The following is a 16,522-nucleotide window of genomic DNA, read 5'->3' as shown; positions in this document are numbered from 1 at the left end:
TATTATAAAGAGGGGCCTGTTGGCCCCATTTTTTGGTTTATAACTTGGTTCATCAACGAATGTCAGAATATAAATACCCAGCAGCAGATGTTTTTCATCAAGAAGAGATTAAAAAAAGCACCTTTATTGTGCATATTGCACATACCCCAGATTTAAGTTCAGCTAAAGCGTTTATAAAAAGTATTGAAACTAAGTATGCCGATGCACGGCATAATTGCTGGGCTTACGTAGCGGGTAAACCAGGAGGAAGCCATGTGTATGGGTTTTCAGATGATGGTGAGCCAAATGGCACCGCCGGTAAACCCATGTTAAATGTGCTTATGGGCTCAGGGCTTGGTGAAGTTACCGCTGTGGTTACGCGTTATTTTGGTGGTATAAAGCTAGGTACAGGCGGTTTAGTACGTGCTTATGGGGGCACATTAAATAATGCATTAGCTAACTTATCAACGATAAATAAAGTGCCAAGTATTGAGCTAATTGGTAGTAGTGAATACAGTATGCAAGGCGTTATTGAGCAACTATTAAAAACGAAGTATCAAGTGCTTAACATCGATAAGCAATTTACTGCTAATATTGAATGGGTTATTACTATTGATAGCCGCCAAGCGACGCAAGCAATTCAAGATATTTTTGATTTAAGCCACGGCGCGGTTGAGTTAACCATTAAAGAGTAAGACAATATCTTACTCGTTAAACTTACTAATAATAAAAGCGATACGCTAAATGCAATTTCGTACCATTATAAAAATCCTTGGGCAACTTGTTGCACTGTTTAGTATTACCATGGTGCCTCCGGCAATCGTGTCTTTAATTTATAAAGACGGTGGTGGTGTTCCTTTTGTTTTGGCTTTTATTTTTAGTGTCACTATTGGCTTAATGGCTTATTACCCTAACCGCCACGAAGATGGCGATTTAAAAGCGCGGGAAGGGTTTTTAATTGTTGTGTTGTTTTGGTTGGTACTTGGCGCGTTTGCATCCTTACCGCTGATATTTTTACAAGAGCCAAACCTATCACTGGCTGATGCGGTATTTGAAGCGTTTTCGGGGTTAACCACCACCGGAGCAACGGTACTAACCGGTATAGAGTACTTGCCTAAATCGGTATTATTTTATCGCCAACAACTACAGTGGTTTGGCGGTATGGGGATCATTGTATTGGCGGTTGCTATTTTACCTATGCTAGGGGTTGGTGGTATGCAGCTATATCGCGCCGAAATACCAGGGCCAGTAAAAGACTCTAAAATGACCCCGCGAATTGCCGACACCGCAAAGCACCTTTGGTATATATATGTGTCAATTACGCTTGCGTGTACCTTGGCATATTGGATTGCAGGTATGGATTGGTTTGACGCAATAAGCCATGCGTTCTCAACGGTCGCCATTGGTGGGTTTTCTACTTATGATGCCTCTATGGGGCATTTTGATAGCCCAGTAATTAACTTTATTTGTGTGTTCTTTTTAATTATTGCAGCCATTAACTTTTCACTGCATTACGCTGCGGTAGCAAGTAGAAATATCAGTGTTTATATTCGCGACCCTGAGTTTAAAGTGTTTTTATGTATTCAGTTAGCGCTGGTGGTGATTTGCTTTACCGTGCTTTCGTCTCATGAAGTGTATGCGAATGGCGATGAAACACTCGACCAAGCGCTATTTCATGCTGTTTCAATTAGCAGTACGGCAGGATTTGCCACCGATAACTTTTCGGCTTGGCCATTATTTTTACCAATACTGCTTATATTTTCGAGCTTTATAGGTGGCTGTGCGGGCTCTACCGGTGGCGGTATGAAAGTGGTGCGCGTATTCTTACTATACTTACAAGGCGTGCGAGAGCTTAATAGGCTAGTGCATCCTCGGGCTATATATTCTATCAAGTTAGGCAGCAAAGCGTTGCCAGACAAAGTAGTAGAAGCTGTATGGGGGTTTTTCTCAGCGTACGCATTGGTGTTTATAATTATTATGCTAGCGCTGATGGGAACCGGTATGGATAACATTACAGCATTTTCTGCTACTGCAGCGTGTTTAAATAACCTTGGCCCGGGCTTAGGAGATGTTGCATCGCACTATGGGTCTATTAGTGATGGTGCTAAATGGTTGCTTACTATTGCTATGGTATTTGGCCGTTTAGAAATATTTACTTTATTAGTGCTGTTTACGCCTACATTTTGGCGCGGATAATTTAATTGTTAGTTTATAAAGAGTATTAGGGAAAAGGATATGCCAACAACTAACCTAGAAAAGTTACACCAAATAATGTCTGGTGCCATGGTTGATCTTGAAATTTTAACACCAACAGCCAGCAAGCGTGTAAAAACAGAGTTTATAGGTTTGCTCGAAAATCGATTTATTATTTTAAACTATCCGAGCTCAAAGCGCCTGCCTACAGCAAGCGACTACCTGCACGATGGGGTAATGGTGGTAGTAAGAGCACTAATAGAGGGAAGTGGTGGGCAGGTTATCGCTTTTCGTCAGCAAATAATGTCAGTTGCATCTCATCCCGCACGCTTACTTTTTATTAATTACCCAAAGCAAGTGCAGTTATTCGATTTACGCTCGCAAACTCGTATACCTACCTTATTATCGGCCAAGCTAAAACTTAGTGATGACAGGATACTCGACGGGGTAATTAAAGATATTTCGCTAACGGGCGTAAAGTTTGATCTTAAAGACAAAACCCAGGCTGAAAATATTAAAGGGATGCAATGCTCAATCATCCTCGATAGTAGTAATAAGCAAGTTAAAGACTTTCAGGGAGAAATTTGTAGCGTGAAAGAACACGTTCAAGGTGCTTACTGTGGAATAAAGCTATTAGCCAGCGAAGAAGAAATGAAAAGCTTTATGGGGGATCACTTTATTGACCCTTCAATACTCCAATCAGAAACCGAGTAACTGTACATTTCGCTATTTTGCAACAAAATAGCGATTTATTAAATTTAATTTTAAATAACGCATACCTGCATTGATAAAAATAAAATAATCTATAAAAACAATAATTTATAAAAGTAAAAGCTATTGGTTATTTTCATTTCAAAAATTATTCAGCTGTAACCGAGTTGAATACCTCAGCTAAACAGTCTCCTTACAGTGTGTATTTATAATCTGTGGCATTTTTTGTTTTTTGTAAGGCATTGAATTTGTTCGAACTTATTGTTTGGGCTTAAAGTGTGTTGCAAAAAGGCAACAAAAATAGATAGTTAATTATCACCTTTAAGTGCATGTTACCTTTAACTAATTGAAGTTATTGATGTTTTAAATGTTGGCATCGAAGTTGTAATAGTTAAGCTGTATTGCATTAAACGTGATTTAAAGTGAAGCACTTAATCGCAGTTAACATAAACTTTGAAGGAAGATTGATTATGAAAACATTAAATAAAACGTTAGCACTTATCGCTCTAGCATCGTCATCAGCCGCTTTTGCAGCAAGTGATTTTGATGCCCTTGATGTAGATGGTAATGGCGCAATTAGTCAAAGCGAAGCTGCTGTTGATGCAGAGTTAATGAGTATTTTCTCAGAGCTTGATACTGACCAAAACGGTGAGTTATCAAAAGAAGAATTTTCTAAAGCATAAGCAAAATGCAAGGTTGATAAAATTCTGTGTTGCCAAAGACAACCTAAGTAAGCAAGGGAGCTTATGAAAAAGAATAACAAGGAAAGTATAAACCTTAGTATATCTAATTTTTTGATAAAGCATTGAATAACATAGTAAAGGATTAAATTATGAAACAGTTAAATAAAGCACTCGCACTTATCGCTCTAGCATCGTCATCAGCCGCTTTTGCAGCAAGTGATTTTGATACCCTTGATGTAGATGGTAATGGCGCAATTAGCCAAAGTGAAGCGTCGGTAGATTCCGATTTAATCGCACAATTTGCAGAGTTAGATACAGATGGTAACGGTGAGCTTTCTAAAGCAGAGTTTGCTAACTACTAATTACTTTTTCGGTTATTTTTCACAGCCAGGGATTTCTGAGAAGGACCTCTCATTTTTAGGAGATTATTATGAAAGTATTAAATACATCACTTGCGATTTTAGTTTTAGCGTCTTCAGCAGCAGCCTATGCAGCAGTGGATTTTGCCTCTTTTGATACCAACGGCGATGGTGTTATTTCTCAGCAAGAAGCTGCGGCAAATACACAGTTAGTAAAAATATTTGATCAGCTAGATACTGACGGTAATGGCGAACTTTCTAAAGAAGAGTTTGCCAAAGTACAATAAAGCTTTAGTACCCTATATTAAAAAAGCAGCTTAACTAAGCTGCTTTTTTGTGTTTAAAGTACCAACAATGTACTGCTATAAAAATATAGCGCTCACCTGAAATAGTTTTTCTACAATATTAATGTGCTTTTTATCAATTAAGAACATGATGACATGGTCGCCCGACATAATAATGGTATCGTCGTGGGCAATAAGCACGTCGTCGTTACGTACTACAGCACCAATGGTAGTACCTGCTGGGAGTTTTATATCCCTTACAGTTCGGCCAACTACTTTAGATGTGTTTTCATCACCATGGGCAACAGCTTCAATAGCTTCAGCTGCACCTTTGCGTAGTGAATATACGTTAACAATATCGCCGCGGCGAACATGAGTAAGTAATGCCGAAATAGTGGCTTCTTGTGGTGAAATTGCAATATCAATATCGCCGCCTTGTACTAAGTCAACGTATGCACTGCGTTGAATAAGTACCATGGTTTTTTGTGCGCCCATACGTTTTGCTAGCATGGCCGACATTATATTTACTTCATCATCGTTGGTTACCGCAATAAACACATCAACCTGATCTATATGCTCTTCTGACAATAGCTCTTGGTCTGACGCATCTCCGCAAAAAACAATCGTGTTGTCGAGCATTTCAGAGAGTTGCTCGGCGCGCTCTTTGCTGCGCTCAATTAATTTTACACTGTGATTTTTTTCCAGTGAGCGCGCTAGGCCTGCGCCTATATTACCGCCACCAGCAATCATAATGTTTTTATATGAACGCTCTAACCTTTGGAGTTCGTTCATAACGGCGCGGATGTGTTTAGTGGCTGCTATAAAAAACACTTCATCATCGGCTTCAATAATTGTTGTGCCTAGAGGTTTTATCGCTTTTCCTTGGCGATAAATAGCGGCTACACGAGTTTCCACATTGGGAATATGCTGTTTAAGCGTAGATAGCGCATAACCTACTAATAAACCGCCATAGTAAGCTTTTACAGCAACCAAAGAGAGCATGCCATCGGCAAACTGCAGCACTTGCAATGCGCCTGGGTAGTCTATTAAGCGGCGAATGTACTTAGTTACTAATGCCTCAGGAGCAATATAGTGATCGACCGGCAAGTCATCGTTATGAAACAGCTTTTCACGATACTTTAAATATTGCTCAGAACGAATTCGGGCTATTTTAGTCGGGGTATTAAAAATACTATACGCAACTTGGCAGGCAACCATGTTTACTTCATCTGAACTGGTTACCGCGATAATCATATCGGCGTCTTCCGCACCGGCTCTGCGAAGTACATCTGGGTGAGCGCCGTGACCAGCAACGCCTTGTAGGTCATACTTATCTTGAAGCTCGCGTAAGCGGTTGCCGTCAATATCAACGACCGTTATTTCGTTTTGTTCACCAACTAAATTTTCAGCTAGTGTGCCGCCTACTTGGCCAGCTCCGAGTATGATTATTTTCATTATTTACCAGTGTTATAAGTACCTATTGCTATGAAGTATTAGCTATCTAAAATAAGATAGATAGCTAATTGTTGTGTGCTGTATAGGTTATATTTTTTTAACTAGTTTAGCGTAATAAAAGCCATCGCTTTCACCAGGAAGTAACTGTAAACCAGGTGTGGTGGGCGTGTCTTTATCATGTAGAGGAATATGCTCAACATCATTGTTATTAGCTAAAAACTTAGCAACTTGTTGTTGGTTTTCTTGAGGGAGTACTGAGCAAGTAGCGTATACCAAGGTGCCACCTGGCTTTAGAAGCGGCCAAATACTATCGAGTATATCGCCTTGTAATGCTGCTAAATCGGCAATGTCTGATGCACGACGCAACCACTTTATATCGGGGTGGCGGCGAATAACACCGGTAGCCGAGCAAGGTACGTCGAGTAAAATACGATCAAACTGTTTTTCATCCCACCAAGTGTGTGGTTGTGATGCATCACCACATTGTAGGTCGGCACCTAAGCCTATACGAGTTAAGTTTTGCTTAACACGCTCTAGGCGAGTTGCATCGCTATCAAGGGCAAGTACCTCAGCATCGGCCAATTCTAAAATATGACAGGTTTTGCCACCCGGCGCGGCGCAGGCATCTAAAATAGTGTCGTCATCTTTAGGCTCTAAAAAGCGCGCAGCTAACTGTGCAGCAGCATCTTGTACAGAACAAGCACCGGTATCAAACTCGGGTAATGAAAATACATCTCGTGGTTTAGCTAACTTTATCCCATCTATAAAATCAGGGTTAAGTGTATGCTCAATATCGTTAGCTGTTAGCATATCGCTGTATTCTTGCGTGCTGTATTGCGCTTGATTTACACGCAGCCACATAGGCGCTTGCTGTTGGTTTTCTGCAAGCAGATCTTCCCAACTATCAGGATAAGCTTCTTTAACTTGTTTGATAAACCAGTTTGGATGATTGTATAAACACACCGGAATAAGTTTGGCTTTTTCTTCAAGCTCAAGTTGTTGGCGCTGAAAACTACGTAGAATAGCGTTAATAAGTCCTTTTAAACCCAAAGCACGCAATTGTTGTAGTGCATTTACAGTTTCTGAAATTGCCGCATGTGGCGGAACACGCATGTGTTGTAGTTGGTAAATGCCCACATACAATAAAAACTGAAATATTCTACGCTTACCTTTTAACGGCTCCTCAACTAAATGTTGGCAGTAGTTTTCAAGGCTTGGTAAATAGCGTAAAACGCCATAGCAAATTTGCTGTAGCAGGGCTTTATCTTTAGGTGGCAAGCCTTGGCTGGCAAATGGTAGTTCTTGATTAAGCGAAGCGCCTTTATCAACTACGTTATATAAAGTTTCAGCGGCAAGCGCTCGTACGTTTGGAACATTACTCATTATTTTCGCCTAATATTGTGCCAGGAGTAACCCAGTCACTACGACCATTTAAAAAGTCGTTAATTGCCATTGGTTTTTTACCTTGCGGTTGTAATTGCGTAATACATAAAGCATGTTCGCCACAACCTACAATAACGCCATTTTTGTCGCTCGACAGAACGCGCCCGTTATTATCAGGCTGGTTGCTTGATTGCTCTACAACATGTGCTTGATAAATTTTTACTGGCTGCCCTCCCATTTGGGTGAAGCATACCGGCCACGGATTAAACGCGCGAATGTTACGCTCAATTTGCGCCGCGCTCATAGACCAGTCAATATTGGCTTCGTCTTTTGAGAGCTTTTTAGCGTAATTAGCCGCGGCATCATTTTGTGGCTCAGGGGTTATTTTACCATTCGCTAAGTTGTTAATAGTGTCAATAAGTGCACCAGGGCCAAGATCAGCTAATTTAGTATATAAACTGGCACTGGTTTCGGTGGCACTAATAGGGCAGCGGCTTATATGTAACATGTCGCCAGTATCTAGCCCTTCATCCATTTGCATTATGGTGACGCCGGTTTGTTCATCACCTGCCCAAATAGCACGTTGAATCGGGGCAGCACCACGCCAGCGTGGTAAAATAGAACCATGCACATTTAAACAGCCTAATCGCGGCGCATCTAAAATGGCTTTAGGTAAAATTAAGCCATAAGCCACTACAATCATGATGTCGGCATTAAGGCTAGTAAGCTCATTTAAGGCGTCTTCTGTTTTTAGTGATTGTGGCTGAAAAACCGGTAAGTTGTGCTCAAGTGCGAGCTCTTTGACTTCACTGGCTTTTAATTTTTTACCACGACCTGCCGGGCGGTCTGGCTGGCTATACACACCCACTATTTTGTGTTCGCTTTGTATCAGCGCTTGTAAATGACGTGCGGCAAAGTCCGGCGTACCGGCAAATATAATGCGTAATGGTTGAGTCACTGAGTTTTCCTAAGGTGCTTGTTACGGTGCTTATTACTATTCTGCAAATTTGGCTTCTTTTTCAAGCTTTTTACGAATACGTTGGCGCTTTAATGGCGATAAGTAATCAATGAAAAGCTTACCTTGAAGGTGATCTAGTTCGTGTTGAATACAAATAGCCAGTAGTTCATCTGCATCTAGTACAAATTCTTCGCCTTGCTCGTTAAGCGCGGCAACAGTAACCGTTTCTGCGCGATCAACTTTTGCGTAAGAGTTAGGCACAGAAAGGCAGCCTTCTTCGCTTACGGTTGTACCGTCTTTTTTAATGATTTGTGGATTAATTAATACCAGTGGTTCGTTGCGCTCTTCTGATACGTCAATCACTACAATGCGTTGATGAATATTAACTTGTGTGGCAGCAAGACCAATGCCATTTTCATCATACATAGTTTCTAGCATGTCTTTTATAATCACACGGACTTGGTCGTCAACATGTGCAACTTCTTGTGCTATTGTACGTAAACGTTCATCTGGGAATCTTAAAACTTCTAACGTAGCCATAGTTACCTTTTACACTTATGCTTAATTTAGGGTATTGTATGCTCTTATTTTAGCCATTCGCGTTCCCCTTTAACAGGTTTTGGTCAATAATAATGAAAAAACAATACAAGGAAGCCCAATGAAATCTCCATTAATTGCAATTATCGTTGCATTAGGTGCTGCATTCTCTACTTATGCTGATGTGCTAAAAATAAAAAAAGATGCACCTAAACAGTATGTTGTGAAAAAAGGCGATACACTTTGGGATATTTCTGGGGTTTATTTAAACGAACCTTGGCTATGGCCTGAGTTGTGGCAATTGAACCCGCAAATTAATAACCCTCACCTTATTTATCCCGGCGATGCCTTAGCATTAATCTACGATGCGCAGGGAAATCCACGTTTAGTGATAAATAAAGCGTACCGAAAGCTGTCTCCTCAGGGGCGAATTACCCCTAAAGGCAAAAATGCAATTACCACCTTGCCACTAGAAATGATCAGACCTTATATAACTTATGAGCAAGCTATAAATAGCGACGATATAAAAGCTAAACCTTATATTTTAGGGGCAAACGAGAACACGAAAACACAAACGTTAGGGCATATTTTATACGTTAAAGGCGATTTAAAGTTACACCAAGCTTATGCAATTTATCATAAAGGTAAGCCATATTTAGACCCAGAAACTGGAAGGGTACTTGCTAATCGTGCTGCTTATGTTGGTATGGCTCGCGCCTTTAGAAAAGGTGATGCCGCTAATGGTGAGCCTGCATCGGTCAGAGTTGAGTCGGTGAAACGCGAAATAAAACAAGGCGACTTTTTACTTCCAGCAATGGAAGGGCAAATGCTACCAGCGTATTTTAATATGCATCGTCCTACCCAGGCTGTATTGGGTTATGTTATTGCTTCGCCAAGCGATTCTAGAGAATTTAGCACTATGGATGTAGTGGTGCTAAACTTAGGATCAGAGCAGCAAGTAGAAGTGGGTCATGTACTTGATATTGAACGCCAATCACCAAGCGTTATAGATGGTCCTCGTGGTCCTCGTTACACCGAGGACTCAAGTCGCTTTGAGAAGTTAATTTCAAATGCTAACGAGTTTTTTGGTGCTGAACCCGATGATGGAAGTACGGTTTGGAAAATGCCGAAAGAAAAAGTAGGTGAGTTAATTGTATTTAAGGTGTATGACAACGTAAGTTATGCGCTAATAACTAAAAATCAGCACCCAATTCGCGTTGGAGATATTGCAGTTATTCATTAAGTAGCGAGTCGGTGCTCTAGGAGAGAGCATGGATCAGTCATCTGGCAAGCTAGCCCACTGGCTTGCCTTTTATATGTGTAAAGGGTTGGGTATTAAAACCCTTTTAGCACTATCTAAAAACCATTCCCTTGAGTCATTGTTTGGCTTATCTCATCAGCAATTACTGCAATTAGGACTAAGTGCTAATCAAGCTACTAATTTGTTGCACACTAATTGGCAGCAAATTACGCATTATGAACAGTTAATCCTACACAATAATATAACGGTTATTAGTATTTTTGATGCCGCTTACCCCGAAGATTTAAAACAAATAGCCAGTGCGCCTTTATTGCTTTTTTGCAAAGGCGATGTGTCGTTATTAACTAGCCCACAAATAGCCATAGTTGGGAGCCGTAACGCCACTCCCACCGGGCTGGAAATAGCTGCTGAGTTTGCATATCAACTTACCTTAGCTGGAATCACTATTACTTCAGGCATGGCCCGCGGTATAGACGGAGCTGCGCATAAAGGGGCCTTAGCTGGCAGCGGAAAAACCATTGCCGTGCTGGGTACCGGTGTTGATATTTACTACCCTAAGCAGCATAAGCTACTTACAAATCAAGTATTAGAGCAGGGCTTGCTTGTAAGTGAGTTTTTACCTGGTACTGCCGCGAATGCACATAATTTTCCGCGTCGTAATCGTATTATATCGGGGTTGTCGCTGGGGGTACTTATTGTTGAAGCTGAAATTAAAAGCGGTTCGCTTATTACTGTACGCTATGCGCTGGAGCAAAATAAAGAAGTATTTGCTGTTCCCGGATCGATTAAAAACCCACTTGCCCAAGCGAGTCATTTTTTAATTAAGCAAGGTGCTAAGCTCGTGGAGAATGTAAGTGATATTCTTGATGAGGTGAGCTTTGCTTATCAAAGTGGTTTTTTAACTCCAGAGCAGTCAACCCAAACCAATAAAGACTCCCAGTGTGAGGTGTTAAATAGTATTGGCTTTGAGGTAACCAGTGTTGATGACATTGTTCGCCGTGCTCAGTGGCCAATTGATAAAGTGCAAGCCAGATTGCTGGACTTGGAGCTAGATGATCAAATAGAGCGAGTTTTAGATGGTTACATCAGGTTAAATACTTAAGCTAAATGCGAGGTGGTGATATGTTTGAAGTGCTTATGTATCTTTTTGAAAACTATATTCACAACGACGCTGGGCTCTTCATTGAACCTAACGAATTGACCGATGAATTATTACGAGCTGGTTTTAATCAAGCCGAAATATTTAAAGCACTAGATTGGCTAGAGCAGCTAGCCGAATTACAGCATAGTGACACATCACCATATTTAATCACTGACTCGCCACAAACAATGAGAATATTTACCGACCACGAATGCAAAATGCTGGATGTGCAGTGCCGTAATTTTTTAATGTTTGTTGAACGCATTGGCGTTACTAATGGTATTACCCGTGAAATGTTAATGGACCGCTTAGCAGCGCTAGATAAATCTTTTATAGGGTTAGACGATTTAAAGTGGGTGGTGTTAATGGTGCTATTTAATATACCCGGAGCAGAAGTGGCTTGTGAGCAAATGGAAGATCTTATATTTGACCAGCCCGGCGACTTACTTCACTAATACCTAAATTCAAGATACCTATTAATACCTATTTAATACAAAATATGAGCATACGAGTAAATTAAATTGCTTAAGTACTTTCGAAAAAGTAATTTATATAGCAAGTATATGCCATAATCTTTGCCTTATTATTGCACCGTACTTTTTACGCTATAATTGGCCGCTAATTTAATGTAATGGGTATAGCTATTGTATCTTTAAGTGTTTTGGGTATATTAGGCGAAAATTCACCAACCTTTAGGATCACCATGAGTAAAATCGACCATTCGCTTTTCTCGGCGAATAAGCACGCCCTAGAAAAAGAATATGAGATATGCCCACAATGTGGTTCAGAGTTAGTGATCCGCAATAGTAAATCAGGCCCATTTTTAGGTTGTGCCAGCTACCCCAAGTGCGATTTTATTCGCCCGTTGGCGCATCACGATAGCAGTGAAATAAAAGTGCTAGAAGATTCCGCATGTCCACAATGTAGTAAGCAGCTGGTGGTAAAAAATGGCCGCTACGGTATGTTTATTGGTTGTACAGGGTATCCAGAGTGTCATTACATTGCCAATGAAAACGAGGCAAAGCAAAATGAAGAACCATTACCTAGTTGCCCTAAATGTAAAAAAGGCCGTTTAGTTTCACGTAGTAATAAATTTGGTAAAATATTTTATTCATGCGATTGCTACCCAAGCTGTAAATATACGCTGAATAATAAACCGGTTGAGCAATCGTGCCCAGAATGTAACTGGCCACTGCTGATTGAGAGAAAAATGGCTAATAGCACTGTGTTACAATGCCCGCAAAAAAGTTGTATGCATAAACTTGCAGCCACTGAATAACGTTTAAAACTCCTGGAGACGATTTTGTCAGAACAATCTACTATAGCTGCTGCTATAACATGTTTAGCGCAAGGCGAAGTGATTTTATACCCTACAGAAGCTGTATATGGCTTAGGTTGCGATCCAGATAATCAACAAGCAGTTGAGCGACTACTGGCTATTAAACAGCGCCCGGTCGAAAAAGGCCTTATTTTAATTGCCGATAACTACGGGCAGTTATTAAAATATGTAGATGATGCCAAAATCCCAATGGATAAACGTGCCGACATTTTTTCAAGTTGGCCAAATGCGATTACTTGGGTTATGCCCGCAGCTAAAAACACCCCAAAGTGGTTAACTGGGCAGTATGACACTATTGCAGTTAGGGTGACTAACCATCCAACCGTAAAGCGCTTATGCCAAGAGTTTGGTAAGCCACTGGTATCAACTAGCGCTAATTTAAGCGGTCAAAATACAGTATTAAGCATTGCCGAGGCTAAAAGCCAGTTTACTGAGCAGGTAGGTTATTATGTTGATGAGCCACTCGGTGGTAATACGCAACCAAGTACAATTAAAGATGCCATGAATGGCAAAGTATTTAGAGGTTAATATGCAAAGTGAATTATTAGAGCAAGTAAAAGCCTACTTTATGGCTTTGCAAGACACTATTAGCCAAGGCCTTGAAGCAGCCGATGGTAAAGCTAAGTTTATAGAAGATAAGTGGCAGCGTAGCGAAGGCGGCGGCGGACGTACACGCGTTATCACTAATGGTAATATTATTGAGCAAGGCGGTGTTAACTACTCGCATGTATTTGGTGCCTCTATGCCCGCATCTGCAACCGCACACAGACCCGAACTTGCAGGGCGAAGCTTTCATGCTTGCGGTGTGTCATTGGTTATTCATCCAAAAAATCCACATATACCAACCAGTCATGCCAATGTGCGTTTTTTTATTGCCGAAAAAGAAGGCGAACAACCAATATGGTGGTTTGGTGGTGGCTTTGACTTAACCCCTTTTTATCCTGTACTTGATGATGTAGTACATTGGCATCAAGTAGCACATGACTTATGTGCACCATTTGGCGATGAGTTGTATCCAAAGTACAAAACCTGGTGCGATGAATATTTTTATTTAAAGCATCGCGATGAAACACGCGGTGTAGGTGGGTTATTTTTTGACGACCTAAATGAACTGGGTTTTGAGCAAAGCTTTGCCTTTACGCAAGCAGTAGGTAATGGCTTTTTAGAGGCTTACTTACCTATTATAGAGCGTCGTAAAAAAGATGAATACACAGCGCAGCAACGCGACTTCCAGCTTTATCGTCGTGGCCGCTACGTAGAGTTTAATTTAGTCTGGGATAGAGGCACTCTGTTTGGTTTGCAAACGGGTGGTCGCACCGAATCTATATTAATGTCTATGCCACCGTTAGCGCGTTGGGAGTATAACTACACTCCAGACGCAGAGAGTGCTGAGGCTAAGTTATACCAGTATTACTTACGCCCTCAGCAATGGTTGAGTACACAACCAAATGATTTAATTGCTAGAGAGTGCCAGCTTTAAGGCTTCTCGTGTAAATATAAAAGGCGCTACATAGCGCCTTTTTGTATTTAGCGTTATGCGTTAATGCTGGTTAATCATATGGCTCGCTAGCTGTCCAAACGATTGCTTAAGGCCTTCTCGTAGTAATGGATTATCTACTTCAAGGTCTAATGTTTTATTCATACAGTACATCCATTGGTCGCGCAAGTCTTGATCAATGGTAAAAGGCATATGGCGTTTACGCAGCATAGGATGGCCATGTTTTGCTACAAATAGGTCTGGGCCGCCTAACCAGCCAGATAAAAATTCAAAAAACACTTGGCGAATTCTATCTAATGGCAGAGGATGCATATCATATAATGGTTTAGCGTATTCATCTGTAGCCATAATATCGTAGAATCTATTTGCAATAGCAAGTGCGCCTGCTTCTCCACCTAGTATTTCATAAGGTGTTTTTTCAGGTGTGGGTGTTTGCTCTATTGTGGTGGGCTTAGATTTTGAAAAAAGTCGTTTAATCATATTATTTATCATCGTTAATAGGCAGTATTACTACTGCAAAGAGGTTGCTTTAAAATGGACAAATATGCGGTTTTTGGAAATCCAATAAAACATTCAAAATCCCCCGCGATACATAAACAATTTGCTATCTCTTTAGGTGAGCAAATCGACTATCGCGCAATCTTAGCACCTATCGATAACTTTGAAAAAACAGTATCGAATTTTTTTGCTCAAGGCGGTAAGGGAGCTAATGTAACTATGCCCTTTAAAGAACAGGCTTTTGCAATGGCAGATGAGCTCACACCTTTAGCTAAAATTGTCGGTGCAGTAAATACCTTAAAAAAGCAAACAGACGGCACGTTACTAGGCGATAACACCGACGGCATCGGCTTTGTAAACGATCTGCTGGCTAATAATGTCAGTATTACCGGTAAACGTATTTTAATAATAGGCGCAGGCGGGGCTGCAAGGGGGGTTGTTTTACCCTTGCTGGATCATCAGCCACAGGAAGTTGTTATTGTTAATCGTACCGCCGAAAAAGCACAAAATTTAGCAAAGTTGTTTGCTCAACATGGGAATGTATCGGGTTATGGTTTTAACAATCTACCAGAAAACGATTATGCGCTTATCATAAACTCTACCTCTAGCAGTATGAATGACGAGCTTCCAGCACTTGATCAAAAACATATTACTAACTGTGAAGTAGCGTATGACATGTTTTATTCACTGCAAAATACCATTTTTATGAATTGGGTAGCGCAGTATAATAGTAAGACTAAATTGCTGGATGGCAGCGGCATGCTAGTTGGTCAGGCTGCCCAGGCATATTATGTATGGCGTAATAAAATGCCTGCAATACTACCTGTCGTTAATGCACTAAAACAGGGAGCACTTACATGAACCAAGCAATACAATTTATAGATAGGTTAGAATTTAGAGAGCCAGCGCACCAATTAGTCTTTTTTGCACAAGTAAATGGCATGCTGGTGGAATGTGTTATTGCGGTAAGTAGTTTAGGTTTGACCGATGAAAGTCATGCAACAAGTTATTTTGAAAAAAATCGTTTTGATTACGAAGAGCGCGCCGAGCAACTTATCGAAGATGAAAGTTACAACTCGGCAGGCCAAATAGAAGTCAGCTTAATTAGCTAAGTGCTTATATAACGTCGTCACTTAAGTACTCATTTTTAAGCAGTACATAGTTATCCGCAGATACTTTTAAAAATGTAAGCTCTTGCTCGGTAAGCGCTCGAGCTTGCTTAACTGGACTGCCTACATATAAGTAACCAGACTCCAAACGCTTATTTGGTGGCACCAATGAACCCCCGCCAATAATCACATTATCTTCAACAATGGCATTGTCCATAATAATTGCGCCCATTCCCACCAATATACGATTACCTAACTGACAACCATGTAACATAACTTTGTGCCCAACCGTTACATCATCACCAATTATAAGCGGATAACCTTCGGGGTTACTTTTGGTTGCTCGCGATAAATGCAGCACGCTACCATCTTGTATATTAGTACGCTCACCAATGCGTATATAGTTTACATCACCACGGGCAGCAACTAACGGCCACACGCTGCTATCATCACCCAAAGTAATATCGCCAACCAATACCGATGATTCATCTATATAAACAGACGCATTAAATGAAGGGATAACACCTTTATAAGAACGGATTGTCATATCTGCACCTTTAACTAACAGTTATATTAAATTATGAGTGTAACAGCAGAGCTTATTTAAGTGCCACAAAAGCAGTAATTGTTTATAAAACTATCAGTTTTAGGCGCTTTAGCTCAGTTACTGAGCGAACGTCGTTTTTTTTTAGTTTTTCAGTAAAAAATGCTTGATCTGTTTTCGGATCTCCCTATAATGCGACCCCACTGAGACGGGAAACGTCAACGCCTAGCGAGACACGAACTACTCAGAGAGTTAAATAAAACTTCGTTTTAAATCTTCCAAAAAGAAAGTTTAAAACAAAGTGTTGACTCGAAAAATAAAGGATGTATTATACGCATCCCTTGAGACGCTAAAGCGACTCAAAATGTTCTTTAACAATATAAAGCAATCATCTGTGTGGGCACTCGTACAGATTGAGTTCTAACAGCCAAGCTTAGTTCGCTAAGTAAGGCAAACAAATTAGAGTCTCAATTGAAAACTGAGTGACCAACAGAATAGTTATTTCGGTAATTATTCGGCACAGTCAATTCAATATCGAAAGATATTAAAATAAATTCAGAATTCATTGAGCTGTCGAAAGACATAAAACT

20 protein-coding genes are annotated in these 16,522 nt (G+C 40.6%); 14 read left to right on the top strand and 6 right to left on the bottom strand.

The features are described 5' to 3' along the window. The first annotated feature begins 59 nt into the window (after positions 1-59). From J5X91_RS12310 to J5X91_RS12285, 6 genes are all read left to right on the top strand, one after another. A complete protein-coding gene (locus tag J5X91_RS12310) occupies positions 60-674 on the top strand; it encodes a YigZ family protein (RefSeq protein ID WP_208834939.1) in 615 nt (204 codons plus the stop codon). Positions 675-723: 49 nt separating this feature from the next. Beyond that, complete coding sequence (locus tag J5X91_RS12305; RefSeq protein WP_011326747.1) at positions 724-2,175, top strand: TrkH family potassium uptake protein; 1,452 nt, start codon at positions 724-726, stop codon at positions 2,173-2,175. 39 nt (positions 2,176-2,214) lie between these two features. Next, positions 2,215-2,886 carry a flagellar brake protein gene (locus tag J5X91_RS12300; RefSeq protein ID WP_011326748.1) on the top strand — a complete coding sequence of 224 codons (672 nt, stop codon included), beginning with the start codon at positions 2,215-2,217 and terminating at the stop codon, positions 2,884-2,886. 467 nt (positions 2,887-3,353) lie between these two features. Further along, a complete protein-coding gene (locus J5X91_RS12295) occupies positions 3,354-3,566 on the top strand; it encodes an EF-hand domain-containing protein (RefSeq protein ID WP_011326749.1) in 213 nt (70 codons plus the stop codon). A gap of 149 nt (positions 3,567-3,715) precedes the next feature. Next, positions 3,716-3,928, top strand: a complete 213-nt coding sequence (locus J5X91_RS12290; RefSeq protein WP_011326750.1) for a calmodulin — start codon at positions 3,716-3,718, stop codon at positions 3,926-3,928. 68 nt (positions 3,929-3,996) lie between these two features. Beyond that, the gene (locus J5X91_RS12285; protein WP_086996434.1) at positions 3,997-4,212 is read left to right on the top strand and encodes an EF-hand domain-containing protein; all 216 of its coding nucleotides are present in this window, start codon (positions 3,997-3,999) and stop codon (positions 4,210-4,212) included. Between the two features lie 75 nt (positions 4,213-4,287). On the opposite strand, the gene trkA is transcribed toward J5X91_RS12285, so the two are convergent. The 4 genes from trkA to def form a co-directional block, all read right to left on the bottom strand. Continuing rightward, positions 4,288-5,664, bottom strand: a complete 1,377-nt coding sequence (trkA, locus tag J5X91_RS12280) for a Trk system potassium transporter TrkA (protein WP_011326752.1) — start codon at positions 5,662-5,664, stop codon at positions 4,288-4,290. An 87-nt stretch (positions 5,665-5,751) separates the two neighbouring features. Beyond that, the gene (gene rsmB / locus J5X91_RS12275; protein WP_011326753.1) at positions 5,752-7,047 is read right to left on the bottom strand and encodes a 16S rRNA (cytosine(967)-C(5))-methyltransferase RsmB; all 1,296 of its coding nucleotides are present in this window, start codon (positions 7,045-7,047) and stop codon (positions 5,752-5,754) included. Continuing rightward, a complete protein-coding gene (fmt, locus tag J5X91_RS12270) occupies positions 7,040-8,005 on the bottom strand; it encodes a methionyl-tRNA formyltransferase (protein WP_208834938.1) in 966 nt (321 codons plus the stop codon). The genes rsmB and fmt overlap by 8 nt, the downstream gene beginning before the upstream one ends. A gap of 36 nt (positions 8,006-8,041) precedes the next feature. Beyond that, complete coding sequence (gene def / locus J5X91_RS12265) at positions 8,042-8,545, bottom strand: peptide deformylase (RefSeq protein WP_011326755.1); 504 nt, start codon at positions 8,543-8,545, stop codon at positions 8,042-8,044. A gap of 118 nt (positions 8,546-8,663) precedes the next feature. Here def and J5X91_RS12260 point away from each other — a divergent pair, with 118 nt between their 5' ends. From J5X91_RS12260 to hemF, 6 genes are all read left to right on the top strand, one after another. After that, positions 8,664-9,785 carry a LysM domain-containing protein gene (locus J5X91_RS12260; protein ID WP_011326756.1) on the top strand — a complete coding sequence of 374 codons (1,122 nt, stop codon included), beginning with the start codon at positions 8,664-8,666 and terminating at the stop codon, positions 9,783-9,785. Between the two features lie 28 nt (positions 9,786-9,813). Further along, complete coding sequence (gene dprA / locus J5X91_RS12255; RefSeq protein ID WP_208834937.1) at positions 9,814-10,905, top strand: DNA-processing protein DprA; 1,092 nt, start codon at positions 9,814-9,816, stop codon at positions 10,903-10,905. 20 nt (positions 10,906-10,925) lie between these two features. Next, positions 10,926-11,399 (top strand): DUF494 family protein, encoded by a 474-nt coding sequence (locus tag J5X91_RS12250; protein ID WP_208834936.1) that lies wholly within the window; start codon positions 10,926-10,928, stop codon positions 11,397-11,399. 248 nt (positions 11,400-11,647) lie between these two features. Then, positions 11,648-12,223: a topoisomerase DNA-binding C4 zinc finger domain-containing protein gene (locus J5X91_RS12245; RefSeq protein ID WP_011326759.1), complete on the top strand. Its 576-nt coding sequence runs from the start codon at positions 11,648-11,650 to the stop codon at positions 12,221-12,223. A gap of 24 nt (positions 12,224-12,247) precedes the next feature. Next, positions 12,248-12,811 (top strand): L-threonylcarbamoyladenylate synthase, encoded by a 564-nt coding sequence (locus J5X91_RS12240; protein ID WP_208834935.1) that lies wholly within the window; start codon positions 12,248-12,250, stop codon positions 12,809-12,811. Between the two features lies 1 nt (position 12,812). After that, positions 12,813-13,763: an oxygen-dependent coproporphyrinogen oxidase gene (gene hemF / locus J5X91_RS12235; RefSeq protein WP_208834945.1), complete on the top strand. Its 951-nt coding sequence runs from the start codon at positions 12,813-12,815 to the stop codon at positions 13,761-13,763. Positions 13,764-13,823: 60 nt separating this feature from the next. Here the strand turns inward: hemF and J5X91_RS12230 are convergent, their stop codons facing one another. After that, positions 13,824-14,261 carry a group II truncated hemoglobin gene (locus tag J5X91_RS12230; RefSeq protein WP_179807558.1) on the bottom strand — a complete coding sequence of 146 codons (438 nt, stop codon included), beginning with the start codon at positions 14,259-14,261 and terminating at the stop codon, positions 13,824-13,826. A gap of 54 nt (positions 14,262-14,315) precedes the next feature. Here J5X91_RS12230 and aroE point away from each other — a divergent pair, with 54 nt between their 5' ends. Next, positions 14,316-15,140 carry a shikimate dehydrogenase gene (gene aroE / locus J5X91_RS12225; protein WP_179807557.1) on the top strand — a complete coding sequence of 275 codons (825 nt, stop codon included), beginning with the start codon at positions 14,316-14,318 and terminating at the stop codon, positions 15,138-15,140. Then, positions 15,137-15,391 carry a DUF1488 domain-containing protein gene (locus J5X91_RS12220; RefSeq protein ID WP_011326764.1) on the top strand — a complete coding sequence of 85 codons (255 nt, stop codon included), beginning with the start codon at positions 15,137-15,139 and terminating at the stop codon, positions 15,389-15,391. The genes aroE and J5X91_RS12220 overlap by 4 nt, the downstream gene beginning before the upstream one ends. Positions 15,392-15,395: 4 nt before the next feature. Here J5X91_RS12220 and J5X91_RS12215 read toward each other — a convergent pair whose 3' ends face one another. Then, positions 15,396-15,935 (bottom strand): gamma carbonic anhydrase family protein, encoded by a 540-nt coding sequence (locus tag J5X91_RS12215; protein WP_011326765.1) that lies wholly within the window; start codon positions 15,933-15,935, stop codon positions 15,396-15,398. Positions 15,936-16,522 lie beyond the last annotated feature (587 nt).

The organism is Pseudoalteromonas sp. K222D, assembly GCF_017653575.1.
GTDB lineage: Bacteria > Pseudomonadota > Gammaproteobacteria > Enterobacterales > Alteromonadaceae > Pseudoalteromonas > Pseudoalteromonas nigrifaciens.
Note: the sequence above shows the minus strand (reverse complement) of the source record. Positions and strands in the feature narration are given on the sequence as shown.

Coding starts and splice junctions, on each gene's coding strand:
- J5X91_RS12250 (WP_208834936.1), top strand. CDS start 10,926: ATGTTTGAAGTGCTTATGTATCTTTTTGAAAACTATATTCACAACGAC.
- dprA (WP_208834937.1), top strand. CDS start 9,814: ATGGATCAGTCATCTGGCAAGCTAGCCCACTGGCTTGCCTTTTATATG.
- J5X91_RS12305 (WP_011326747.1), top strand. CDS start 724: ATGCAATTTCGTACCATTATAAAAATCCTTGGGCAACTTGTTGCACTG.
- J5X91_RS12285 (WP_086996434.1), top strand. CDS start 3,997: ATGAAAGTATTAAATACATCACTTGCGATTTTAGTTTTAGCGTCTTCA.
- J5X91_RS12310 (WP_208834939.1), top strand. CDS start 60: ATGTCAGAATATAAATACCCAGCAGCAGATGTTTTTCATCAAGAAGAG.
- J5X91_RS12230 (WP_179807558.1), bottom strand. CDS start 14,261: ATGATTAAACGACTTTTTTCAAAATCTAAGCCCACCACAATAGAGCAA.
- J5X91_RS12215 (WP_011326765.1), bottom strand. CDS start 15,935: ATGACAATCCGTTCTTATAAAGGTGTTATCCCTTCATTTAATGCGTCT.
- J5X91_RS12300 (WP_011326748.1), top strand. CDS start 2,215: ATGCCAACAACTAACCTAGAAAAGTTACACCAAATAATGTCTGGTGCC.
- J5X91_RS12245 (WP_011326759.1), top strand. CDS start 11,648: ATGAGTAAAATCGACCATTCGCTTTTCTCGGCGAATAAGCACGCCCTA.
- J5X91_RS12295 (WP_011326749.1), top strand. CDS start 3,354: ATGAAAACATTAAATAAAACGTTAGCACTTATCGCTCTAGCATCGTCA.
- J5X91_RS12290 (WP_011326750.1), top strand. CDS start 3,716: ATGAAACAGTTAAATAAAGCACTCGCACTTATCGCTCTAGCATCGTCA.
- def (WP_011326755.1), bottom strand. CDS start 8,545: ATGGCTACGTTAGAAGTTTTAAGATTCCCAGATGAACGTTTACGTACA.
- aroE (WP_179807557.1), top strand. CDS start 14,316: ATGGACAAATATGCGGTTTTTGGAAATCCAATAAAACATTCAAAATCC.
- J5X91_RS12260 (WP_011326756.1), top strand. CDS start 8,664: ATGAAATCTCCATTAATTGCAATTATCGTTGCATTAGGTGCTGCATTC.
- hemF (WP_208834945.1), top strand. CDS start 12,813: ATGCAAAGTGAATTATTAGAGCAAGTAAAAGCCTACTTTATGGCTTTG.
- trkA (WP_011326752.1), bottom strand. CDS start 5,664: ATGAAAATAATCATACTCGGAGCTGGCCAAGTAGGCGGCACACTAGCT.
- J5X91_RS12220 (WP_011326764.1), top strand. CDS start 15,137: ATGAACCAAGCAATACAATTTATAGATAGGTTAGAATTTAGAGAGCCA.
- rsmB (WP_011326753.1), bottom strand. CDS start 7,047: ATGAGTAATGTTCCAAACGTACGAGCGCTTGCCGCTGAAACTTTATAT.